Raw genomic sequence first — 884 nt, forward strand, 5'->3', positions numbered from 1 at the left:
ACGGTCTCGGCGACGGGCGCCTCGGGCGCCGGGTCGGCCTCCTCGACGACGACCGCCGGCTGCTCCGCGGGCGCGATGGCCGCGGCACGCTCGTCCGCGCCTGCCCCCTGGGGCTCGAGCGAATAGAGCGAGGTGGTGGCCGACGGGCCGGCCTCGCCGGACGGCAGCACGTAGCGGAAGGTCACCGGCACGAGGCTGGCGAACAGGAACTGGTCGAGGGAGGCCCGCAGCTGGACGAAGCCGGTGCCGTCCTCGCCGAGGACGATGCTGTCGCTCTCCTGACCGCCGAGCAGTGCCTGAACGATGGTGCCCGGTGCTCCGGCGACCGGCACGACGTAGTACCAGTGCAGGTCCTCGCCGAGCCAGAAGTCGGCGGTGCTCCACGTGGGCGGATCCGTCGGGATCGCGGGGTCGACCGGGTCCACCGGATCGACCGGGTCCACCGGGTCGACGGGGTCGACCGGGTCGACGGGGTCCACCGGGTCGACGGGGTCGACGGGGTCGACGGGGTCCACCGGATCCACCGGATCGATCGGGTCCACCGGAGCGACGGGCGGCACTGTGGCCTCGGGAAGCGCAGGAGTCGTCACCGGAGCAGCGGGAGCCGCGTCGGGCCCGGCCTCCGGGGTGACCGGCGGCGCGGTCTCCTCCTCGGCCGGAGGCGTCGGCGGCTGCGCGGCGTCGGGCGTCTCGATCACCACGGGCTCGTCGAGGTCGAGCGAGGAGTCGGGAGCGATGTCGGTCGTGATTGACGACGGATCGGTGTCCGAGGCGCTGGGCAGCGAGGTCGCCGGGTTCGCGCCGGTGAGGCCGGGGACGATGGCCGCAGCGGCGACCACACCGGCCACCACGAGGGCCGCGGACCCGGCGCCGACGACGGCGCC

At 75.0% G+C, this 884-nt stretch carries 1 pseudogene; it reads right to left on the bottom strand.

The features are described from left to right. Window positions 1-884 (bottom strand): annotated as a pseudogene (locus DW296_RS16575) (hypothetical protein); the annotation flags it as partial.

Source organism: Microbacterium sp. K36, assembly GCF_004794355.1.
GTDB classification, from domain to species: Bacteria; Actinomycetota; Actinomycetes; order Actinomycetales; family Microbacteriaceae; genus Microbacterium; species Microbacterium paraoxydans_D.